The following is a 21,477-nucleotide window of genomic DNA, read 5'->3' as shown; positions in this document are numbered from 1 at the left end:
GGTTATAATGAATAAAAAAATTATTGGATATGGCGCGCTAATTCTGTGCGGCTTTGCATCTATGGTCACTAATAATGTGGTTGCGGCACCAACTGTACAAGATGTTCAGGGCGCGGCACGCCAGAAAGTGATTGATGACGTCAATAAGGCAATTAATTCAATCGGCAAATTAGAGGGCAATTTCACCCAAAGAAATCCTGATTTGTCTATCTCTAGTGGTAAGTTCTATATCTCCCGCCCTGGCAAAATGCGGTTTGAATATAATGCGCCATCTGCACTATTGATGGTTTCAAATGGCACAAATGTTGGGGTTACTAATCGTCGTCTTAAAAACCTCAATCAATATCCTTTGCAATCGACCCCATTATATTTCTTGCTTAAGTCCAAGGTTGATATTGGTAAAGAATTGAACGTTACCGATGTTGTAAAAGTTGGCGATTCTTATGTCGTTAGTTTGCGCGATAAAAAGAAAAAAACCCAAGGCGAATTACGAATCGTTTTTAATGGCGATATGCAATTGCGTGAATGGGCGGTTATTAACCAACAGAATCAGATGACATACGTTAAATTAAGCGATGTTAAAGTGGCAAGTGGCCTATCGGACAAATTATTTGTAATCCCAGACCCACGCAACAACCAGATAAAAAGCGGCAATGGCAAATAAAGAGCCGTAAAACACGTCAAAACGTGACAAATCTGTCACATGCAGTAATTAATTATTTTTTACTTGCATTAAATATTTTGCTGTGTCATATTTGTACCAGTTAGGGAGCTAACAAAAAGCTTGGCAATATCGACCACATTCTCCGGCTTTTATAGTTCTCACTAACCGGTTTCCCCTCCCGGTAAGGACGCTAAATACGTCATGCGCGCGAACCACCAAAGTTCGCGCGCTAACGTTTTTTGGGATGTAAATTATTATTTTGCCATACCAATTAGCTTTGGCGCATCAGCGGGGGTAATTTCACCCTTATGCTTGTATTTAATAATACCGTCAGAGCCGACAACATAAGTTTCAGGAACGCCAGAAAGCCCAAGGGTTGAACCCGCCGCACCGTGCAAATCAATCAATACGATATGATAAGGGTTGCCAAGTTCATCAAGATAATTGGCGATATTTTGTGGCTTGTCCTCATAGGCAACGCCAATAAGATCAAACCCTTGTTCGGCAGACATTTGTAATAATTGTTTATGCTCGGCCCGACAAGGAACGCACCAAGAAGCAAAAAAGTTTATAATTTTCGGCTTGCCATCGGCCTTTATGGCATATTCTTTATTATCAATGGTAAAACTAGTAATGGTTGGCAGTGGCTTGCCAATTAACGGGCTAATATTTTTATCGACCCGCTTGCCCCACATGCCATAAACAAACATTGCACCGATGGCAACGAAAACCAAAAATGGAAGGAATGCAATTGGATTAATTTTTTTCATTTTTTCTCTTTGCCGCCAATAATGCCTCTAGTTCGGAAACCCTTTTTTGCCATTTCTTTTGCGCAAGATATGGAAAAACAAGTGAGAAAATAACGACCAAAAACGACAGACCCCATGCAGTCCATACATAGCCGCCATAGCCATCCATTGCGATTAATTCTTGTAAATTATGGAATTGCGGCGTCATTGATTTTCACCTGAATAAACTAATTTGGCTTCTAGGTTCTTGGCGCGTTTCGCCATTAATAATGCTTTGGTTCGCCCAATTAATGATGCCCCAAACAAAAGCATAAAGGCAATACCCATTACCAAAAGCGGGTATAATAATTCAGGGTGAATTGATGGCCCACCTTTGCGAATAATTGCGGCCGGTTGGTGCAATGTGTTCCACCATACAACTGAATAACGAATGATTGGAATATTGATTGAACCTACAAGGCAAAGAATTGCGGCCGCTCTTCCTGCCTTTTGCTCATCATCAATTGAACTTCTAAGGGCAAGATAGCCAAGATATAGGAAAAACAACACCAATACGGATGTTAAGCGTCCATCCCATTCCCACCATGTTCCCCAGGTTGGGCGACCCCAAATTGATCCGGTTACAAGGCAAAGGAAAGTGAATGCCGCACCAATTTCTGCCGCCGCACGTGCGCCCAAGTCCGCCAAATTATGCCGCCAAACAAGAAAAATCACACTTGCCACCGCCATTGTGGCATAGGCAAAAGTGGCAATCCATGCCGCCGGCACGTGGATAAACATAATACGTGCACTTTGCGATTGCTGATAATCCGCAGGGGCATATAAAAGCGACCAAACCGTGCCAACAGCCAAGGTAACAATACCCAATACCAACAGCAATGGATATGCCCATTTGGCAAAGCGACTAAATCTTTCTGGGTTGGCAAGATAATTGAACACTTATGTTTTTCCTATTGAATTGATTCCCAATATAAAACCGCCTCGGCATCACGTGGGGTAATGTCGGGGAAGTTTGGATGTGCAGTTTTAGGGTCAAAATATTTCCATGAACGGCGGCATTTAACAAGATTTCTACTAACCGCAGTTCCAAAAACCAGAACTATCCCGTGCATGAAATGATTAATATCAAACCCCACCGAATCTTTATCTTCATTGCCTTTAAAATTAAACTCACTAGTATGAATTTTTACATTGGAAACTATTAGAAGTTCTTCAAGAGTTTCTTGCATTAAGCCAATATCTTCAGTTTGTAGGTAGCTTGATAAGCTATTTAAAAAACCTCCATCTTTAGAGTAAATATCTAGTGTTGCCTCTAGAGAAGAACTAATTACTTTGTCAGCACGACGTAATTCAAGTAGACCAGTTACCGCTTTACGGAATTCCCGCAATTTTTCCATGCGTTCTAATACCGCAGCGTCATTCCATTCACTTGGTACATCTTCAAGCACCAATAAATGCACCGAGCCCGCCTCTGGTTTGGCAATGCCCCATGCCTCTTCTGTGGTGAATGGACAGATTGGCGCAAGCCAAGTTAAGAAGCGTTTGAATAGAATGCTAAGAACGGTTTGTGCCGCACGGCGCTTCTTGCTGTTTAGTGGGTCGCAATAAAGTGCATCTTTACGCACATCCACAAAGAATGCTGATAAATCAAGGTTGGCAAAATCGGAAATTGCCGAAAGCGCCTCTTTAAAGTCATAGGTATCATATGCTTTGCGCACTTCTTCATCAACTTGTGCGGTACGAGCCAAAACCCATTGTTCAAGGAATGGCAAATCACCATAGGCAACCAAATCTTTTTCATTAAAATCTTTGGTGGATGCAAGGATATAACGAATTGTGTTGCGTAATTTACGATAAGTTTCCGATGCTTGTGAAATCATGGTTTTACCAAGTGCAAGCTCTTGGGTGTAATCGGCGCTTGCAAATAAAACACGCAAAATTTCAATACCGTTTTGGTTGGCAATATCCTGTGGCTCGATACCATTGCCCAATGATTTGGACATTTTACGACCCTTGTCGTCAACCGTCATACCGTGTGTGCGCACTTGTTTATATGGTGCAACGCCACGGGTTGCGCATGATTCCAACAATGATGATTGGAACCAACCACGGTGCTGATCCGTACCTTCAAGATACATATTCGCAGGGCGCGGTAACGTATCACGGCTTTCAAGAACGAAAGCATGGGTAGAGCCTGAATCAAACCACACATCAAGAATATCGTGGATTTGTTCAAAATCTTCTGCCTTATATTTATCGCCAAGGAAATATTGTGCTGGCTTGTCATACCACGCATCCGCACCGTCAACTTCCATTGCGGTGATAATGCGGGCGTTAACCTCATCATCCATAAGGACTTCTTGGGTTGCCTTGTTTACAAATAATGCAATTGGCACGCCCCATGCGCGTTGACGCGAAATCAACCAATCTGGGCGTTCGCGAACCATGGTTTCAATCCGCCCTTTGGCGGCTGCATTACCCCAATCGGTTTTATCAATTTCAGAAAGCGCAACCTCACGAAGGGTTTTGCCGCCCAATGCATCAACCGCCTTATCCATTGCGATAAACCATTGCGGTGTGTTGCGATAAATAAGCGGTGCGCGTGAACGCCAAGAATGTGGATATTGGTGTTTAAGGCGACCCATAGCAAGTAGATTGCCGGTTGCCTTAAGGGCATCAAGAACGCGTGGGTTGGCATCACCCTCTTTGCCGATGTCTTTTGCCTTGCCTTCGATTTGCATGATTAATGCACCTTCAAAGCCTGGGGCTTCTTTGGTTAATCGACCTTCTTCATCAACGGTGAATGGGATTTCAGATTGTGGCAGGCCATGCTTTAACCAAACCAAATAGTCATCTACACCATGCGATGGCGCGGTATGCACAAAACCTGTACCTGCATCATCGGTAACGTGTTCGCCTGCAATCAGTGGGACAGGGAATTGATAGCCACCATTTGCCCCTTCCCAATTTTTAAGTGGGTGGTCGCAAGTAATGCCTTCAGGGTTCACATCAGAAAGACGGGTAAATTTGGCAACCTTGGCATTTTTGAAAATATCTTCGGCCAATTTATCGGCAACCACGATTTTTTCGCCAACAATTGCAAATGGCGTGAATTCAAGACCTTCTTCGATTGCATCGATTTGATAAAGACCATATGAAATCTTTTTGGAATATGAAACCGCGCGGTTTGCAGGAATCGTCCAAGGGGTTGTGGTCCAGATTATTACAAAAGCATCTTCAAGACCTTTAGCAACCGGAAACTTCACCCAAATCATCGGGCTGGTTTTTTCTTGATATTCAACCTCGGCCTCTGCCAAAGAGGTGCGCTCAACCGGTGACCACATAATTGGTTTAGAACCACGGAACACCAATTCGTTTTTCACAACTTTTAAAAATTCAGATGCAATCACCGCCTCTGATGAGAAATTCATGGTCAAATATGGATTGTCCCAATCGCCAACAACACCCATACGGATACGATCCGCCTTTTGTATCTCGACCCATTTTTTGGCGTAAACGCGGCATGCCTTGCGGAATTCTAATGGGGAAATATCTTTTTTATCACGGCCTTGGGCGCGGAATTCTTCTTCAACTTTCCATTCAATCGGCAGACCATGACAATCCCAACCCGGGATATAATCAACGTCATAACCAACCATTTGGCGTGAACGTATCATAAAATCTTTCAAGATATTATTTAGCGCGTGCCCAATATGCATGCCACCGTTGGCATACGGAGGGCCATCATGCAAAACCCATTTTGGTTTGGTTTTAGATGCCGCACGAATTTCCTTATAAAGTGTGGTAACACCCCATTTTTCAAGGATTTCTTTTTCTTTTACCGGCAAGCCCGCACGCATTGGAAACGGGGTATCTGGTAAAAAGATGGTCGGGCGGTAATCGCGTTGTTCAGTTTCTTGATTGGTCAATTTTCGTCACTTATGGTTTTGTGGATTAAATCAGCAAAAACCTATTAGCAGCAGTCACAGAAAATGCAAATAATCGGGGCAGATGAGACGGAATTATTATGGTTTTAAAAACTCAAAAATCTCAATCATTGGTTTGCCTGAATATTTTTCCCAACCCTTATTATGTTCAACAAGGGTTTTTGTGCCGTAAACCACTTCATTGGCAACAAGCTCAAAGCCATGATTGGTGGCGGAATTGATTACATCGTCATTATTATGCGTGAATGAAGCGGCGCGAATTTCGCTTCCATTTTCATCGGTAAAACGCGCCCCCGAACCATTTTCCATGCGGCTGTGGTGGATTTCTGATAAAAATAATTTCCCACCCGAAGTCAAAAGTTCGGCAATCTTGGCAAAAACAATTTCTTTATCCGGCAAATGTTCAAGCACCAATGCCATAATAATGAAATCGAATTTTTGCCCATTAAAATTATATTCAAGAAAATTACCATGGATGAATTGCGCGCTTTTTATTTTGCTTTTGGCAATTTCCAGCATGCCTTCTGAAATATCAATCGCGGTTAATTCATGCCCAAAATCAACAAGTTTTTTTGTATGTCGCCCTGTGCCGCAGCCAATTTCAAGAATTTTCGACGGTGGCAACAATGCCCAGTGTTTTGGGAAATGCAATTCATCGCAAAACACGGTTGAATTGGTATAATTATCATAGGCTTTGGCCCAGGCATTATACATATTTTGGTTTTGCCATATGAAATCGCTGTTTTCGTTCATTATTGATCCCCTAGAGTGCAATTTGTCATAAGTTTTTTTGCAATGCAATATGTTGTAAAATTCATGATTTTAAGCTAATCCGTCATAAAACTTTTTAGGGAATAAAATGACAAAAGTTAAAATTGGTGTCGCAGGGGCAGGCGTTTTCGGTAACAATCACTCAAATAAAGTAAAAGGTGATAATCGTGCCGAGCTTGTCGGGATTTTTGACCTTGACCTTAATCGCGCACAAGAACTTGCCGCCAAGCATGATTGTCAGGCATTTGGCTCCCTTGATGAATTATTACCACTTGTTGATGCACTTGTTGTTGCAACTCCGGCAAGCGCGCACGGCGGTGTTGCGCTTGCGGCATTAGAGGCGGGCAAACATTGCCTTGTTGAAAAACCATTGTCTGCGACCCCTGAAAGTGCGGATAATTTGGTTGCAATTGCCAATAGCAAAAACCTTGTTTTACAAGCTGGTCACCAAGAACGCTACATTTTTAAAGCCATGGGGCTTTTGGATGTTAAAGAAGTTCCAAAATATCTTGAAGCGTATCGAATTGGCCTTCCGTCGCAACGTGGTGCAGACGTTTCGGCAACTTTTGATCTTATGGTGCATGACATTGACCTTGCGGGCCTTTTATTCCGTTCTGAACCAGAAAGCATTAAGTCTGATTGTTTGGCGGGGCCGATTAATCGCCCTGATGCGATTATTGCTGAAATCACTTATAAAAACGGTGGCAAGGCAAAATTAATGGCGTCACGTGCCGCTGATGAGCGTAAACGTACGACTTTGATTGAATATGAAAACGGCAAAATCGAAATTGACTATATTGCGCGTACCTTTAACGATACTACCGGCTTTGGTCTGCATCAGGATTTTGCAGAACGTATAAAAGACCCAATGCAACAGGCAACCAGTGACTTCATTTCGGCAATTTTGGGCGAAATTCCGGTTCAAGTTTCGGGTATTGATGCTGCCAAGGCGGTGAAAATCGCACGTCTTGTTGATGATGCCTGCCACAAATAAATCAATCCCCAAATATTCGATATTAATTGTCTCCTATAAAAGCGGTGATGATCTAAATCGATTATTTGATTGTCTTGATAATCAATCGTTTCGCGATTTTGAAACAATATTGCTTGATAATGCCTCGCCAACCAATGGTGTGGATGCGGCATTAGCAAACCGTGCCGATATTTTTGTGCAAAATACCGAAAACATTGGATTTGCACGGGCAAACAACATGGCGGCAAAGTTAGCGCACGGTGAATGGTTGGTTTTATTAAACCCTGATGCCTTTCCTGAAAACAATTGGCTAGAAGAAATTGAAATTGCCACGGGTAAATATGACGCCGAGGCGTTTGGATCGTTGCAATTATTGGATGATAACCCTGAATTGCTTGACGGCATGGGCGATAATTATTCAATATCTGGCATTGCGTGGCGCGGTGGTCATCGCAAACCAAAGCCAGAAATCATAAAGGATGGCGAATGTTTTTCACCGTGTGCGGCGGCTGCGGTTTGGAAAAAATCGGTTTTCGAGAAATTGAACGGTTTTGAGGAAAGCTTTAATTCATATTTTGAAGATGTTGATTTGGGTTTTCGTCACCGTCTTTTGGGTGGGAAATGTATTCAGCTTGCCAATGCGGTGGTTCGCCACCGGGCATCTGGCTCGTCATCACGTTATTCAGAATATGCGGTATTTCATGGCACAAGAAATCGCCTTTGGGCCTATATCCGCCTTATGCCGTCTTGGGTAATGTGGGTGATGCTTCCGGTGCATATTTTGGCGACACTATTATTGTTGTTGCAAAGCTCAATGCATGGTGCGGGTGGCGCATATTGGAGCGGTATTTTGGCAGGAATTAAGGGGCTTGGGCAATCGTTTCGGATGCGAAACGAAATCCAAAAACAAAGGTCTGCAAGCATATTAAAAATCCTTAAAGCCATGTCTTTTTCACCGATTGATTTATTGCTGCGTAAAAGTATTTTGCGGGAAATTGAAAAAGAGTGAAAAATAGTTTAGGTTCCTATTAATAATAATTATCAAAAAGGGACTAATGATGAGAAAAACCAAATTAACATTACTATTGCTGTCACTTGCGGTACTTGGTGCGTGTGGCAAAGCAAATGAGAAAAAAGACGCACAATTAGACAAGGCAATCGCCCAAGCCCAAAAAGATGCTGAAAACACCCTAAAAGTTGGGCAAAAAGCACCGGATTTCAGTGCCAAGGGTGCATTGGCTGGCAAAGATTTTTCATTTACCTTGGCCGCTAAATTAAAAGAAGGCCCTTTGGTTTTATATTTCTTTCCCAAGGCGTTTACACCAGGCTGCACATTAGAAGCCCACGACTTCTCAGACACAACAGAAGAATTTAAGAAAATGGGCGCAAATGTAATTGGTATGTCTGGTGATAATATTGATGCGTTGAAAAAATTCTCGACCGAAGAATGTCGTGATAAATTCGCAGTTGCTACCGCAACCCCAGAAATTGCCAAGGCGTATCATGTTGAAATGATGCAGGGTATAACCAAGCGCACAACATTCGTAATTGCCCAAGACGGAACCATAAGTATGATTTACGAAAATTCCGATTATCGCAATCACGTTAAAAACGCGCTTGAACAAGTTCAAGAACTGGCGAAGCTAAAGTAAAAGATAATCATAAGTAACATTGTCACATCAGTGACAAAAAACTCGGCTTTAAACACTGGTTTGAGGTTTGATATGTTATTTAAAAAGTTTTTTTTATTTTTGCCATTATTGGGCATAATTTCATGTGCCCACCAAATGCCAAGCAATATTAATCTTGTCGAGGTTCATGCCACGGCGGAAACTACCCCTGTTAATTCAAATGGTGATGCTGCCGATGATCCGGCAATTTGGTATAATGCCGCCAATCCTATAAACTCCAAAATTATCGGAACGCAAAAAAAGGGTGGAATATATGTTTATAATCTTGACGGCACAATTGCGCAGGAGATTATAGGCGGCAAACCCAATAATGCCGATTTGCGCAAGGATTTTTCTTTCACAGACGGAAAAGATGTAATTGTTGGGGCCAGTGACCGAATTGACAATTCAATTGTCCTTTGGCGGTTTATACAAAAAGATGCATACCTTATTCCTAATCCTATTGCCCGTATTAAAACTGATTTTACCGAGGTTTATGGTTTTTGCCTTGGGCAAATTGGTGATGATTTTTACGCCGTCGCAACCTCAAAAGTTGGTGATATAAAGGCATTTAAAATCAAGGCCGGTGATAGCGGTATTATTTCGGAAAAAGTCTTTGAAAAAAGTCTTGGCTCAATTGCAGAAGGATGTGTGATTGATGACAAAACTGGTCATTTATATGTTTCTCAAGAATTGGTTGGCCTTTGGGATATTAATTTAAAAGATAATTCTACAAATCTGGTTGAAAAAATTGGGAATGGTCGCCTTGTTGCCGATGTGGAAGGAGTAAGTATCTGGGATGATGGAAAACACCGTTATTTGGTGGTTTCTGTGCAAGGTGATTCAAGATTCAATATCTATGATATTAATCAACAACATCAATATATTGGTAGCTTTAGGGTTGTTGCATCAGAAAAAATTGACGGTGTTACAACAACAGACGGAATTGATATTTCCGCCCATAATTTTGGCCCAAACTATCCAGAAGGATTAGTTGTCGTTCAGGATGATATTAATACCATGCCTGATGCAACACAAAACTTTAAACTTGTTTCGTGGCGGGAAATCAAAGAAAAGCTTGGTTTAAAACCCTAAACCAAGCCGCGTCTTAATTTTGATGCCTCTAAGGTGTTTTGCATCAAGCACGCAATTGTCATTGGACCAACGCCACCGGGAACCGGAGTAATTTGCCCCGCAACCGTTTTTGCGCCATCAAAATCAACATCACCAACAAGTTTGGTTTTCTTTTCTGAATTAGGGTTGTCGTTTGGTACGCGGTTAATACCAACGTCAATAACGCATGCACCTTCTTTAACCCAATCGGCTTTTACCATTAACGGGCGACCAACCGCAGCTACCAAAATATCGGCATTTTTACAGATTTCAGGTAGGTTTTTGGTGCGTGAATGGGCGATGGTTACGGTGCAGTTTTCTTCTAAAAATAAGAATGCCGCCGGTTTGCCAACCAGTATAGAACGCCCAATAACCACAACGTTTTTACCAGATAAATCATCACCCAATGCCGATTTGGCAAGAATAACCGAACCCTTTGGCGTGCAAGGGCGCAGGCCGACTTTACCCAATGACAAACGACCTGCCGATTTTTCGGTTAGGCCGTCAACGTCTTTTAGTGGCGCAATAAGCTCGATTGCGGCATCTTCATTAAGGTGTTTCGGTAGCGGTAGTTGCACCAAAATGCCATCAACGCCTTCGTCATCTGATAATTCTTTGATTTTAGCTTCAAGGGTTTCTTGGGTGGCATCCGCAGGTAAAACAAATTCAAGTGATTTTATGCCAATTTCGCCGGCTGTACGAACTTTGTTACGAACATATACTTGGGAAGCGGGATCTTCACCAACCAAAATAACCGCCAATGTTGGCACAAAGCCAGCGGTTTCAGACAGTTTCAAAACCCCTTCGCGGGTTGCTTGGTTAAGTAATTGTGCCTGATGTTTGCCGTCGATTAATGTTGCGCTCATGTAAAATGCCCCCACTAAATCACTATTTACCGAATGTGCGGCTTCTCTATAACAAATTGCGAAAAATACCAAGAGCCAACCACCAAAAGTCATTGCATTTTATAAATCTTGTGGCATTTTCCAGCAGTTTTAAATTATGGGGTGCTAAATGGGCGTAAAGGTGCGCTTATGTTTTTTGGCAATGATGCTAATTCTGGGTGGCTGTTATCGCACTACACCAAAGGCAGTAAATGAAATTGCCAATGCTACAAAGCCTATTTGCCCGTTTAAAGACGGTATTTATCAGGTCAGATCTGGCTCAATTGATGGCAGTTCGATTATGGCCACCGTGGCAATAAATGGCGTTGTGGCCAGTGGTGGTGGTTATAATTGTTCTACAAAAATATTGGTTCTTGACGACAAAGGTGCCAAAAGTAAAATCGATAATATTTTTAATCGTCGTTTTGACGTTTTGAACGAAGATTTCCAAATTGCCTATAAATACCCTGTAACCGCCAAACCGGACATAAATTATATTCATCAGTATGGAAAATTATACGAAATCTATTCTGAATGTAATTCAGATATAAGCACAGTGTGTGGGGTTTTAAAAACGGTTGATGAAATTGCAAACCAATCCCGCTTTCTTGTAAGTACAGAGAAAAAACGTGAACTATTAATAAGAGAAATGGTTAGAAATTACGGTGCCAATGAGTTGGCACTTGTATCAAAAGTGCAAACCCCAAATTACATCATTGTTCCAAAGTATTTTCACTATTAGCCTTCTTTAAGTGCTAATATCTCGTTGATTTTCATTTCATTAATCAAAAAGCATTTGGTACGGTTCGTTGCGCCGCTTAAGAGTGTGATATTACTTTTTGAGGTTTTTAGAGCCTTGGCAAGGGTTTTAATAATTGCATCATTCGCCTTGCCGTCTTCAGGAACGGCGCGGGTTTTAATTTTCAGATATTCATTACCGTCATCGCGTACCTCAACGCCCATTATGCCTTCTTGCTTGGCGTTGGGGATAACGCGAACGCGGATTTCAATATCGTTACTAATTTGCCGATAAAATGCCATTAAATAGGAATAAGCGGTACAACATATATTTGCAAGAATCTCATTCCAAAAATCAACACCAATGGCGATAAATCAAGGCCACCAACTGGTGGAATAATTCTGCGAAGTGGGTTTAGAACCGGTGCGGTCAAGCGGTTGGTAACATCGGCAATTGTGCCAATAAATTTATTGCGTGTATTTACAACGTCAAATGCAATGAGCCAGCTAAGGATGACATCAATTAAAATAACATACCAATATAAACCCAAAATATTCGAAACTAACCATTGAATAGGTGGTTGCATAAATAACTCCTTGATGTGTGTATAATTTAGGCATTGTTGTTAAAAAAGAAATAAGTATCACTGAAATAAACTGATAAAAATATTTAGTTTATAAAATTATCCTCTATAAGCATGATTACTGGGGAATTGATAATTAATTATAATATTGTGAGAGACACAACATGATTGATGGTTTCAAAACCCGCCTCAAGGAATTGCACAAACTTACCACTGCGACCCCGCTGTTTAATCCGGTATTTCAATTATCGTTGGAACTATCGCGCAAAATCGAGGTTGGGGAAACCGATTTAAAAACCATTGAAACCTATATTCGGGAGCTTGAGTGTGAGGCTTTGCAGAACCGTGCGCACCGTTTGCAAAATCTTATTGCCCCCATTGATATCAAAAGCAACCTTGCCCATTTCAAGGAATTGGTCATTAATTCCACCAATGATCGTGATTTTGCCCAATTTGCGAAATTTTGGTCACGCCCGCTTTTAACCAATGTTTTCACGGCACACCCAACATTTCTTTTAAATAAATTAGAGGCCGATTCGGTTGCCCATGCCGCAAGCTCTGGTGAGGTTGATAAGGCCGTTTGTATTTTCGCCACTGAAAATGACAATATTACCCTTGATTACGAACATGATGAGGCAATGGCAACCTTGTCAAAGGCACATGATGCCCGCGATGCATTAACCGAAATTATTTATGAAATTGCCGCCAAACATTATCCAGAAGAGTTTCACAAACTTTGTGCCAAGCCATTTAAATTCGCAACTTGGGTTGGTTATGATATGGATGGGCGCACCGATATTTCGTGGTCAACCTCGTTTTCGTATCGCCTAAAAGAAAAATCAATCAAATTGGCAAATTATGTTGCCAAGGCAAAGGGGCTTAATCTTGATGAAATCGCGGCACGGCTAGAGGCTGCATTGCAATATAATGATGAGATTTTATTGCTTTTCAAACAAAACCTTACAGATCCGGCAGTTCTTTCTGATGTTGCCAATAAAATTGATGAAGAAAACGCCAATAAAATTCTTAGCCTCAAAGAGATTATCGTGGAAATTGAAAAATTGGCACGCGATAAAAATCAAAAAGATGCGGTTAAACTTTTGGCATTTGCCTCGACTATGCGCTCAGAGGGGCTTGGGGTTGGGCAAATTCATTTCCGCCTTAATGCCGCGCAATTAAACAACGCAATCCGCCGCCATTTCCCACAAGAAGAAACCGGCGAATTATCATCACAATCAACCATCAAACAACTTGATGAGATGATAAGAAACTTAAAACCACTTCGTACCAATTTTGCGTCATTGGCAATTGAAACGACAACTGCATTACGTCAATTTTTGGCAATGGTGCAAATTTTCAACCATATTGATGCCGATAATCCAATCCGGCTTTTAATTGCCGAGTGCGAACAGCCGCAAACCGTTTTAATTGCCCTTTATTTCGCGCGCCTTTTTGGAATTGAAGAAAAAATCGACATCTCACCATTATTTGAAACCGAAACCGCAATGGAACACGGTGCGCGTTTCCTTGATGCGCTTCTGGGTGATGTAAACTATCGTCATTATGCGATTAAGCGTGGTCTTGTGGCAATCCAAACCGGTTTTTCTGATGCTGGTCGTTTTGTTGGGCAAATTCCGGCAAGCCTTGCAATCGAGCGTCTGCACGGTCGCCTTGCCCGCATCATGGCAAAACATGATTTGGACGAGGTTGAGGCATTAATTTTCAATACGCATGGTGAATCCATGGGGCGTGGTGCGCACCCTGTTTCAATGTACGACAGGCTTTATTATAACATGTCGCATTGGGCACGTTATCAATTTGCATCGCGCAACATTGGCACAAGACTTGAGGTAAGTTTCCAAGGTGGGGATGGTTATTTATTCTTCCGCACACCAGAACTTGCGCTTGCAACCTTGGTTCGCATTGCCGAGGTTGAAACCAAACCAATAGAAAAAGTTAATGACCCATTCTATACTCGTACGGATCTAAGCCTTGATTTTTATCGTGGCATAAGGCGCGTACAACGTGAATTTATGGAAACCAGCCATTATTCACGGGCTATTACTTCATTCGGGCTTGGGCTTTTGAAAGAAACCGGTTCGCGCAAATCACGCCGCCAATCTGATATTGCTGCCGATAGGGATATGAGCCTACGCCAAATTCGCGCAATTCCCCATAATGCGGTGTTGCAACAATTGGGATATCCCGTCAATTTGCTTGCGGGTGTTGGCACCGCAGCCAAATTTGATCTCGAATCAATTGCTGATTTGTTGAAAAAATCCGAACGCGGTCAGGCAATTTTGCGAATGTTGCAGGCATCAAATACTCTGGCCAGTATTAAATCGCTTGCGGCATATGGTGAATTGTTCAACTGTGCTTATTGGGCAACCCGCCCATATCGCGGGCAAGAAAAAGAGCTTGAAAACGCATTCCTTGCCTTGTCTGAACAACTTGAAAAAGATGATCGCCCCGGTGAATTCCGCCGCCTTGCGTCGTCTTTACGGGTTGATGCGCTCAGGCTTCATCAAATCTTTGCATTGGTTGATGGCGATCGTGTTGAAAAGGGGCGCGAAGATACGCGCCGTTCGATGGGCGTTTTGCATGCGCTTCGTTTGGCATTAATGCAGCATATGTTTCTTCGTGCCGTGCAAATACCGCAATTCTCAAGACGCAATGACATAAGTCGTGATGATATTTTGGAAATGATTTTCACACTACGGATTGATGATGCTTTACGGCTTCTGCGTGCCGCGTTCCCGCTGCATGCACCGTCTTTAAGTGATTTTTCAATTAATGCGCCATCCGATTATCCCAAAGACAATGAACAGGCCTATGAGGAAATTAACCGACTTTATTTTGATCAAATTGAAACCGCCTATCGCTTATGTGTGCGGATATCAGTTTCAATAGCCAATTATTTTGGTGCGCATGGCTAATTATATTGGTAATTAATAATTGAATTGATGATTATTAATTGGTAGCGTGCCTTATGGCAGATATTGACGTTTGCATAATTGGTGCGGGTATTGTCGGGCTTGGCGTTGGTCGTGCATTGGCGCTAGGCGGGCAAAGCGTTATTGTGCTTGAAAAAAATCACGGCTTTGGCGAAGAAACCTCTTCGCGTAATTCCGAAGTTATTCATGCTGGAATGTATTATCCCAAAGATACATTAAAAGCCCGCTTTTGCGTGCGCGGCAATCGCATGATTTATGAATATTGTGCACCGCGCGGTATAATGGCAAACCCAATCACCAAATTCATTGTTGCCACAAATGATAATGAAATAAAGGGTCTTGAAGCCATTTTGCAAAAGGGCAATGATAATGGTGTGCCTGATTTAGAAATTTGGGACGGTGCGCGCGTTAAAACTCTTGAACCGGCATTGAATGCGGTGGCGGCAATTTATTCACCTACATCAGGCATCGTTGATTCCCATTCCATGATGCTGGGGTTTTTGGGTGATATTGAGGATAGTGGCGGGTTTTTGGTTAAAGGCACGCCCTTTGAACATGCCGAGCGTAAAGATGGGGTATGGCACATTAAAACAGGTGGTGAAAGCCCAACCGAAATCACCGCAAATACACTAATTCTTAGTGCTGGGCTATGGTCTGAAGAGGTGGCAAAGCGTGTTGTTGGCTTGGAAAATTTTGTCCCCAAAATGCGCTATGGCAAAGGGAATTATTTCCGCTATATGGGCAAGGCACCTTTTAGCCGTCTTATATACCCTTTACCAACATCAACGGCGCTTGGCATACATTTAACCCCCGATGCGGCAGGGCATGCGCGTTTTGGGCCGGATATGGAAGAAAGCCAAACTATCGACTATCAAGTTGATGAAAATAAACGAGATAAGTTTGCAAATTCAATACGACAATATTGGTCGCAAGTTGATGAAAAACTTTTATCACCAGATTATGCGGGCATAAGGCCAAAAATTGGAAACTCTCTTCATGATTTTGAAGATTTTCGTATTTTATTTAGTGATACGCATTCGCTTGATGGCTTGGTTTGTTTATTTGGTATAGATAGCCCGGGCCTTACTTCATCAATGGCAATTGGTGAATATATTGCGGAAAAATTGCGATGAACCAAATTGCCAACAATGATGAATTTAACGGGGTAAAAACTTTTGAAACCCTTGCGCGCAAAGAGATAAACAAGATTATTTTCACCGAAAACCTTTGGTCTATAATCAGCGCTGCACTTTTGCCATTAACAATTATTTTTTCAATAACTTGCCTTGTACCAATTATTAAATTGTTACCGATTTCTGAAAATTTATATTCAATTTTATCTACGACAATTATGGTCGTTGGATACGCAGCCGCAATATATTTTTTAATTAAAAGCTTGAGAAAAATTAACCCATTTAAGTATGAAGTTGCCGAAACCATTTTTGAAAAGCATTATAATTTAACTGCACTTTCGCCATTATCTATTCTAGGAAGTCGACCGCTAAATGGTGATAAAAATTTATGGCTTTATGAGGTTGAACGTCTTGGACAAATAAAAATAAAGCCGCGCATATATTTTCCACGATTAATTGCGGCGGATAAATTATTGCTTACCGCGTTTTCATTAGTTTTTATGATTGTTGGGATTGATTATAAACACTCATTACCAGTGTTGAAGCCAGATTTTGCGGTATATTTTGGCGGTGCACCAAAATCAATTAATGCTTGGGTGGTAGCAAAAGATAACCAAGGCGCGATAATTCCTTTAGAGGCCAAGGATAATGAGATAAAAGACGGTAGTGAAATTGAAATTGAAGTTAATGGTGCGAAGTTTGCACCCAAAATCACCATCGGCGGAATAACAAAAAAATTGGATAAGGTAACGGATGGCAAATTTCAAACCCGTATTATATTGCATAATTCAGGTACTTTGAAATTAAATTATTTCGGCACGCGAAAAAAGTGGAATATTGAAATTATTAGGCCGCCGGTACCAAGATTTAAAGGCAAGGTTGATTTTAATCCGGTTGGAACAACTTCAATTGCCGCCCATTTTACCATTAATGACAAAAATGCGGTTTCGCGCGCACAATTGGTTCTAAAGGGTAAAGTTGATGGTAATGAATTACTTTCAACCCATGAAATAAATATCAAAGATATAAATAGCGGTGAAAATAATATCATAATACCAACCGCCGAAAGCCCGCTTGTTGGTTATGATGCGCAGGCCTGGATTGAAATTGCCAATAGCGACGATAAACCCGCCCGTTCACAAATTAAATTAATAAATGTTCCGCTACCAGTTTTTTCAAATGATTTTTCGCGTGCGATTGCGGAAATAAGGCTTATGATTTTGCGTGAAACGCACCCGTATAAATCTGTTTTGTTTAATTACGCCAATATTAATGGTGATAATATTGATGCTAGCGATTATTTATCCGCCGCACCAAAAAATATTAAAAAAGCATATGCGCTTTTGAATGGGATTAATAATGCCAAAAATCTTGAATTACCGGTTTCTTATCTGAATGGTATTTCTTATGCACTTGCGTCTTTGGACGGGGCAAGAAGCACAAAAGAAGCCCACAAAGCTGCAAACATATTATGGGAAATATTACAGCAATCAATAGCAGATTCCCAAGACACCAAGTCAAAAGTTAGTGATGCAATCCAAAAACTTAAACAAGCAATTCAAAATGGCGCAAGCCAAGAGGAGTTAAGCCAATTACGTCAAGAGTTAAACAATGCAATTGCGCAACATATTGCCGAGTTATCTCAACAACAAGGCGATAGCGGTGATATGGAGGTTGAAGACAAATCAAACCTAAGCGGTGATAATTTGCAAAAAATGATGGATGACATTGAGGAAAATGCCAAAAATGGCAATAGTGACGACGCCCTTTCACAACTAGATCAGCTTGATGAATTAATGCAGAATCTAAGCGTTAGTAAACAAAGCGGTGGCGAAGAAAATGCCAACCCATCAGATCTGGTAAATCAACAACGAGATTTAATGGACGATACCAACAATGCTGCTTCGGCAAATGGTAAAAATCCAAAATCCAACGAAGAATTGGCGCAAAAGCAAAAAGCGCTCGAACAAAACCTAGAAATGTTGAAACAGGGCAAAAATGACGATGCCCTTAATGCAGCCCAGCAAAATATGAAAAATGCAGAGCAGGCACTTAAAAACGGTGATTTGCAGGGCGCGTTGAAGGAACAGGCGCAAGCATTGCAAAATCTAAAACAAAGTGCAGATCAAAATCAGGATAACAGCGATAATAAAGATCCATTAGGACGTGCAACCGATGATAATAATCGCGGTAACAGTGAAAATGGCAAAGGCGAAAAGACAAAAATACCGCCCAATCAGGATAAAAACCGCGTACGCGATATTATCAAAACCCTTCGCGAAAAATTATCGAACCCCGACAGCGATAGTGACGAGCGTGATTATTACGAAAACCTGCTAAAGAAAAAATAATTATTTATGTTTCTTTGGTGCAGACCAATCAGGAACATTAGCATTCTTTGATTTAGTGCTTGTTTTTGTCGCTGGTTTTGCTGTGGTTTTTGCTTTTGTATCAGTTTTACTGGCTGGTTTCTTTTCGCTGCTTACCGCAGGTTTAGAAGCCGTTTTTGAATTTGTCTTTTTGTCTGTGGTCTTGCTATCGGCTTTTGTGCCAGATTTGCTTGTAGCTTTGGAACCGGTTTTAGTCGTTTTTTCCTCAGGCTTAGTGGTTTTAGTACCAGTTTTTGAAGATGTTTTAGATTTTACATCTGCCTTATCGGTGTTCTTGGCAGACGTTTTAGAAGATGTTTTATTATTTGTTGCCTTTGCACCTTTTGACGTGGTTTTTGCATCTTCCTTGCTATCAACTTTTTTAGTGATTTTACCTTTTGTATCCTTTGTAGCATTTTTTGATGCTGGTTCGGTTTTTGTGGCTTTTTCTTTTGTATCTGTTTTAGCTTTTGCCGAAGCTTTAGCAGGAGCCTTGGTTTCAGGTTTTTTGTGAACTGCTGGTGCTTCAACTTTTGCAGGATTGGTCAAATCAGCCTTGGTTTCTGTTGGTTTTGCTTCTTTTGTAATTTCTGCCGGCTTGTCATTAGTTATAATATTTTCCGGCAATACTGGAATTTCTGGTTTAACCTCTGTGGTGTTAACTGTTGTGTTATTAACCGGGGTTTCATTTGTCGTTTTTGCTGTATCAACAATTGTTTTTTCCACATCTGCTTCAGTTTTCACAATTGCGGTTTCTTTTGGCGGTTCTGTAACAATTGGTGCCTTAACATTGGCATCAGCTTTTACAGTCTCTTGCTTTGGTGCGCCTTTGTCCCAGCTAGGTGGCTTGGTTAAAATAACTGCTTTGGCCTTTGCCTCTTCTGACTTGGCGGCTTCATTAAGCGCCACAGCTTTGGTTTCTGTCTTTTCTATAACTGGCGAACTTACGACAGTATTTGGTGTTACTGTGGTTTCTTGAGGCTTTTTATCAAACGGATTTAGGCTTGCGATTGTTGGGTTTTTTGCCAATGCAGTTTTAGTATCGGCCTTACCTTTTTTCGGTTTCTTATCGCCAAAAAATACTGGAATAGGAATCGGACCAGATTTTTCCGCCATTACCGGCGGTTTATCAACTTTCAAAGGTTTGCGGAATAAAAGCGTCATGCGATCGCTTTCACCAATTGCATTATATCGGTTTGAATCAAATTTCGGATTTGGTGCTTGCCCCATTGGTGCCGTGCGCAAAACTGGTGGCAATGTCCAAACCCCAAACGGATGGTCTTTGGTGTCTTTGGCATTCGCATTAATTTCTGATGCATCTACCAGTTCAAAACCTGCGTCCTTGGCAAGGCTAATGACATAATCTTGGCGAACATAACCGTCCGCAGCCATAGGGTCTTGGGGCGTATCTTCATCTGCACGATGTTCTTCGATGCCCAAAATACCACCGGGTTTTAAGGCGCGGTAAAAATCGTCAAATGCTTTATCGGACCAGCCTTGCGCCATCCAATTATGGATGTTGCGGAATGTTAATACTGCATCGGCTGTTCCATCGGGAACCATTGCCCCAGAACGTGGACCAAATGGAACAATTTGCACATCGCCATAAACCTCTGGATGGGATGAAAATTTGTCCCTAAAGCTATCGACAACTTTTTGAACCAAATCAGAATTTGTCGTTGCGGTATCAAAATTTGCGGCAACCAAATGCCCGCCGCCACTTTTCAAATAGGGACCAAGAATTGAGGTGTACCAACCTTGACCAGGCCAGATCTCGATAACAGTGGCGTCTGGCTTAATCCCAAAAAATTCGATGGTTTGTTCGGGGTGCCGGTATTTATCGCGGTTTATTTCAACGCGTACACTACTGTTGACGGCGGCGCGAAGTTTTATTTTATCGGTTTCATTAAGCGTAACACGTGGCGCTGCTTGTGCAATATTATCAGCAGGAATCGAAGCCATCCGCTCATCTTCATTTTGTGCGAATGCCATATTAGAAGCAAACAATGGCAAAATAAACAAAGCACAAGATGCCAGAAGACTCTTCTTCGCGTTATGTGAAACCTTATATTTACGCAAACGCATTCTCCCGTGATTTGCCGCCGACTATAAAGCGGTAAAATTCGCCAAATAAAATAATTTTTCAAAACCTTCTGTTATGGTTTATCTTTTTTGGAGAATTGGTTCAAGCAAACAAACATTAAATTTTTCAGCAAATTGATGAACAGCCTCTTGAAAGCCTCATTTTTAATACCTTTATTTAATTTATTCGCATTGCAGAATGGTTTTGGATGCGAAAAAACACTTTTAAATCATTGCCTTATTGGGATGACGACAAAGTGAAGCCCGTTCAAATCCCGCGTTTGCGGCTTTTGGACACATTTGATTGCTTAAGAATGGAGAATCTTATGAGAAATATTGATTTATCACCACTTTACAGAACAATTGTTGGTTTTGACCGTATGGCAAACCTTATCGAAACTGCTGCTCGTCAGGAACAGGCACCAAATTGGCCGCCTTATAATGTGATGCAGTTTGACGAAGACCAGTATCGCATTGAAATTGCGGTCGCAGGTTTTGCCCAAAACGACCTTGATATTGAAATTAAAGAAGGTCTTTTAACCGTTAAAGGTGACAAAACAACAAATGTTGAAGAAACCAAATATCTTCATCGTGGTATCGCTGAACGCGCGTTTGAACGCCGTTTCCAGCTTGCAGACCATGTGAAAGTTGTTGGTGCAAATCTTGAAAACGGTCTTTTGGTAATCGACCTCAAACGTGAAATTCCAGAAGCGGCAAAGCCGCGCAAAATTTCAATCGGCAATGTTGAAAATTTGCCAACAATTGAAAAAACGGCAAATAACGACAGTAAGCAAGCCAAAGAAGTCGCTTAATTAATTTAAGATCGTTGATTGGAAAGGTCGCAAT

The 21,477-nt window shown here is 41.5% G+C and carries 19 protein-coding genes; 10 read left to right on the top strand and 9 right to left on the bottom strand.

Features of this window, described 5'->3' with window-relative positions; genetic code table 11:
- Nucleotides 1-7 precede the first annotated feature (7 nt).
- A complete protein-coding gene (locus KXV15_RS00615; RefSeq protein ID WP_240006219.1) occupies nt 8-664 on the top strand; it encodes a LolA family protein in 657 nt (218 codons plus the stop codon).
- 254 nt (nt 665-918) lie between these two features.
- On the opposite strand, the gene KXV15_RS00610 is transcribed toward KXV15_RS00615, so the two are convergent.
- From KXV15_RS00610 to KXV15_RS00590, 5 genes are all read right to left on the bottom strand, one after another.
- The gene (locus tag KXV15_RS00610) at nt 919-1,434 is read right to left on the bottom strand and encodes a DsbE family thiol:disulfide interchange protein (RefSeq protein ID WP_240006218.1); all 516 of its coding nucleotides are present in this window, start codon (nt 1,432-1,434) and stop codon (nt 919-921) included.
- On the bottom strand, nt 1,421-1,621 hold the full coding sequence (gene ccmD, locus KXV15_RS00605) for a heme exporter protein CcmD (RefSeq protein ID WP_240006217.1): 201 nt from the start codon (nt 1,619-1,621) through the stop codon (nt 1,421-1,423). The genes KXV15_RS00610 and ccmD overlap by 14 nt, the downstream gene beginning before the upstream one ends.
- Nucleotides 1,618-2,352 carry a heme ABC transporter permease gene (locus KXV15_RS00600; RefSeq protein WP_240006216.1) on the bottom strand — a complete coding sequence of 245 codons (735 nt, stop codon included), beginning with the start codon at nt 2,350-2,352 and terminating at the stop codon, nt 1,618-1,620. The genes ccmD and KXV15_RS00600 overlap by 4 nt, the downstream gene beginning before the upstream one ends.
- 11 nt (nt 2,353-2,363) lie before the next feature.
- Nucleotides 2,364-5,342, bottom strand: a complete 2,979-nt coding sequence (gene ileS / locus KXV15_RS00595) for an isoleucine--tRNA ligase (RefSeq protein WP_240006215.1) — start codon at nt 5,340-5,342, stop codon at nt 2,364-2,366.
- 96 nt (nt 5,343-5,438) lie between these two features.
- Nucleotides 5,439-6,113 carry a class I SAM-dependent DNA methyltransferase gene (locus tag KXV15_RS00590; RefSeq protein WP_240006214.1) on the bottom strand — a complete coding sequence of 225 codons (675 nt, stop codon included), beginning with the start codon at nt 6,111-6,113 and terminating at the stop codon, nt 5,439-5,441.
- A gap of 106 nt (nt 6,114-6,219) precedes the next feature.
- Here KXV15_RS00590 and KXV15_RS00585 point away from each other — a divergent pair, with 106 nt between their 5' ends.
- The 4 genes from KXV15_RS00585 to KXV15_RS00570 all read left to right on the top strand — a co-directional run bounded on the left by KXV15_RS00585 (nt 6,220) and on the right by KXV15_RS00570 (nt 9,869).
- Nucleotides 6,220-7,125, top strand: a complete 906-nt coding sequence (locus KXV15_RS00585) for a Gfo/Idh/MocA family protein (protein WP_240006213.1) — start codon at nt 6,220-6,222, stop codon at nt 7,123-7,125.
- On the top strand, nt 7,109-8,113 hold the full coding sequence (locus KXV15_RS00580; protein ID WP_240006212.1) for a glycosyltransferase family 2 protein: 1,005 nt from the start codon (nt 7,109-7,111) through the stop codon (nt 8,111-8,113). Before KXV15_RS00585 ends, KXV15_RS00580 begins: the two co-directional genes overlap by 17 nt.
- 49 nt (nt 8,114-8,162) lie before the next feature.
- On the top strand, nt 8,163-8,756 hold the full coding sequence (locus KXV15_RS00575) for a peroxiredoxin (RefSeq protein WP_240006211.1): 594 nt from the start codon (nt 8,163-8,165) through the stop codon (nt 8,754-8,756).
- A 135-nt stretch (nt 8,757-8,891) separates the two neighbouring features.
- Entirely contained in the window at nt 8,892-9,869 is a 978-nt protein-coding gene (locus tag KXV15_RS00570) for a phytase (RefSeq protein ID WP_240006210.1), read from the top strand.
- Here KXV15_RS00570 and folD read toward each other — a convergent pair.
- Entirely contained in the window at nt 9,866-10,753 is an 888-nt protein-coding gene (folD, locus tag KXV15_RS00565) for a bifunctional methylenetetrahydrofolate dehydrogenase/methenyltetrahydrofolate cyclohydrolase FolD (protein ID WP_240006209.1), read from the bottom strand. The genes KXV15_RS00570 and folD overlap by 4 nt on opposite strands.
- Nucleotides 10,754-10,901: 148 nt before the next feature.
- Here folD and KXV15_RS00560 point away from each other — a divergent pair, with 148 nt between their 5' ends.
- Nucleotides 10,902-11,513 carry a hypothetical protein gene (locus tag KXV15_RS00560; RefSeq protein ID WP_240006208.1) on the top strand — a complete coding sequence of 204 codons (612 nt, stop codon included), beginning with the start codon at nt 10,902-10,904 and terminating at the stop codon, nt 11,511-11,513.
- On the opposite strand, the gene KXV15_RS00555 is transcribed toward KXV15_RS00560, so the two are convergent.
- A complete protein-coding gene (locus KXV15_RS00555) occupies nt 11,510-11,812 on the bottom strand; it encodes a DUF167 domain-containing protein (protein ID WP_240006207.1) in 303 nt (100 codons plus the stop codon). The genes KXV15_RS00560 and KXV15_RS00555 overlap by 4 nt on opposite strands.
- A complete protein-coding gene (locus KXV15_RS00550; protein WP_240006206.1) occupies nt 11,812-12,096 on the bottom strand; it encodes a YggT family protein in 285 nt (94 codons plus the stop codon). Before KXV15_RS00550 ends, KXV15_RS00555 begins: the two co-directional genes overlap by 1 nt.
- Before the next feature lie 161 nt (nt 12,097-12,257).
- Between KXV15_RS00550 and KXV15_RS00545 the strand changes: the two genes are divergently transcribed.
- From KXV15_RS00545 to KXV15_RS00535, 3 genes are read left to right on the top strand one after another with little or no spacing between them, the layout of a single operon-like run.
- Nucleotides 12,258-15,029, top strand: a complete 2,772-nt coding sequence (locus KXV15_RS00545; protein ID WP_240006205.1) for a phosphoenolpyruvate carboxylase — start codon at nt 12,258-12,260, stop codon at nt 15,027-15,029.
- 53 nt (nt 15,030-15,082) lie between these two features.
- On the top strand, nt 15,083-16,180 hold the full coding sequence (locus KXV15_RS00540; protein WP_240006204.1) for an NAD(P)/FAD-dependent oxidoreductase: 1,098 nt from the start codon (nt 15,083-15,085) through the stop codon (nt 16,178-16,180).
- A complete protein-coding gene (locus tag KXV15_RS00535; protein WP_240006203.1) occupies nt 16,177-18,531 on the top strand; it encodes a DUF4175 family protein in 2,355 nt (784 codons plus the stop codon). The genes KXV15_RS00540 and KXV15_RS00535 overlap by 4 nt, the downstream gene beginning before the upstream one ends.
- Here KXV15_RS00535 and KXV15_RS00530 read toward each other — a convergent pair whose 3' ends face one another.
- The gene (locus KXV15_RS00530) at nt 18,532-20,541 is read right to left on the bottom strand and encodes a hypothetical protein (RefSeq protein WP_240006202.1); all 2,010 of its coding nucleotides are present in this window, start codon (nt 20,539-20,541) and stop codon (nt 18,532-18,534) included.
- A 416-nt stretch (nt 20,542-20,957) separates the two neighbouring features.
- On the opposite strand from KXV15_RS00530, the gene KXV15_RS00525 reads away from it, so the two are divergent.
- Entirely contained in the window at nt 20,958-21,443 is a 486-nt protein-coding gene (locus KXV15_RS00525; protein WP_240006201.1) for an Hsp20 family protein, read from the top strand.
- Nucleotides 21,444-21,477: the final 34 nt, after the last annotated feature.

The sequence above is a fragment of the Pseudaquidulcibacter saccharophilus genome (assembly GCF_019455445.1).
Taxonomy (GTDB): domain Bacteria; phylum Pseudomonadota; class Alphaproteobacteria; order Caulobacterales; family Aquidulcibacteraceae; genus Pseudaquidulcibacter; species Pseudaquidulcibacter saccharophilus.
Note: the sequence above shows the minus strand (reverse complement) of the source record. Positions and strands in the feature narration are given on the sequence as shown.

Excerpts from the sequence above, each read along its gene's own strand:
- KXV15_RS00615 (WP_240006219.1), top strand. The coding sequence starts at position 8 with ATGAATAAAAAAATTATTGGATATGGCGCGCTAATTCTGTGCGGCTTT.
- KXV15_RS00610 (WP_240006218.1), bottom strand. The coding sequence starts at position 1,434 with ATGAAAAAAATTAATCCAATTGCATTCCTTCCATTTTTGGTTTTCGTT.
- ccmD (WP_240006217.1), bottom strand. The coding sequence starts at position 1,621 with ATGACGCCGCAATTCCATAATTTACAAGAATTAATCGCAATGGATGGC.
- KXV15_RS00590 (WP_240006214.1), bottom strand. The coding sequence starts at position 6,113 with ATGAACGAAAACAGCGATTTCATATGGCAAAACCAAAATATGTATAAT.
- KXV15_RS00585 (WP_240006213.1), top strand. The coding sequence starts at position 6,220 with ATGACAAAAGTTAAAATTGGTGTCGCAGGGGCAGGCGTTTTCGGTAAC.
- KXV15_RS00580 (WP_240006212.1), top strand. The coding sequence starts at position 7,109 with ATGCCTGCCACAAATAAATCAATCCCCAAATATTCGATATTAATTGTC.
- KXV15_RS00575 (WP_240006211.1), top strand. The coding sequence starts at position 8,163 with ATGAGAAAAACCAAATTAACATTACTATTGCTGTCACTTGCGGTACTT.
- KXV15_RS00570 (WP_240006210.1), top strand. The coding sequence starts at position 8,892 with ATGCCAAGCAATATTAATCTTGTCGAGGTTCATGCCACGGCGGAAACT.
- folD (WP_240006209.1), bottom strand. The coding sequence starts at position 10,753 with ATGAGCGCAACATTAATCGACGGCAAACATCAGGCACAATTACTTAAC.
- KXV15_RS00560 (WP_240006208.1), top strand. The coding sequence starts at position 10,902 with ATGGGCGTAAAGGTGCGCTTATGTTTTTTGGCAATGATGCTAATTCTG.
- KXV15_RS00555 (WP_240006207.1), bottom strand. The coding sequence starts at position 11,812 with ATGGCATTTTATCGGCAAATTAGTAACGATATTGAAATCCGCGTTCGC.
- KXV15_RS00550 (WP_240006206.1), bottom strand. The coding sequence starts at position 12,096 with ATGCAACCACCTATTCAATGGTTAGTTTCGAATATTTTGGGTTTATAT.
- KXV15_RS00545 (WP_240006205.1), top strand. The coding sequence starts at position 12,258 with ATGATTGATGGTTTCAAAACCCGCCTCAAGGAATTGCACAAACTTACC.
- KXV15_RS00540 (WP_240006204.1), top strand. The coding sequence starts at position 15,083 with ATGGCAGATATTGACGTTTGCATAATTGGTGCGGGTATTGTCGGGCTT.
- KXV15_RS00535 (WP_240006203.1), top strand. The coding sequence starts at position 16,177 with ATGAACCAAATTGCCAACAATGATGAATTTAACGGGGTAAAAACTTTT.
- KXV15_RS00530 (WP_240006202.1), bottom strand. The coding sequence starts at position 20,541 with ATGGCATTCGCACAAAATGAAGATGAGCGGATGGCTTCGATTCCTGCT.
- KXV15_RS00525 (WP_240006201.1), top strand. The coding sequence starts at position 20,958 with ATGAGAAATATTGATTTATCACCACTTTACAGAACAATTGTTGGTTTT.